Source organism: Streptococcus sp. HMSC070B10, assembly GCF_001808665.1.
GTDB lineage: Bacteria > Bacillota > Bacilli > Lactobacillales > Streptococcaceae > Streptococcus.
This window is the reverse complement of sequence record NZ_KV794216.1, coordinates 1-259: the sequence shown is the minus strand read 5'-3', so window position 1 is coordinate 259 and position 259 is coordinate 1. Positions and strand designations below refer to the sequence as shown.

Below are 259 nucleotides of genomic sequence, written 5' to 3'. Positions count from 1 at the left end.
AAAGGCGGTGTCTTAACCCCTTGACCAACGGACCAAACTTTATGGGCACGAGTGGACTCGAACCACCGACCTCACGCTTATCAGGCGTGCGCTCTAACCACCTGAGCTACGCGCCCAAGTTAAAAAACTTGGTAATTGAACAAAGTTCAAAGCGGGTGACGAGAATCGAACTCGCGACAACAGCTTGGAAGGCTGTAGTTTTACCACTAAACTACACCCGCTTAAATGGGAGTTAACGGGATCGAACCGCTGACCCTCT

2 tRNA genes are annotated in these 259 nt (G+C 50.6%); both read right to left on the bottom strand.

Annotated features, from left to right (window positions below):
• Positions 1-42 precede the first annotated feature (42 nt).
• A tRNA-Ile gene (locus HMPREF2613_RS10240) sits at positions 43-116 on the bottom strand.
• 34 nt (positions 117-150) lie between these two features.
• Positions 151-221, bottom strand: a tRNA-Gly gene (locus tag HMPREF2613_RS10235).
• Positions 222-259: the final 38 nt, after the last annotated feature.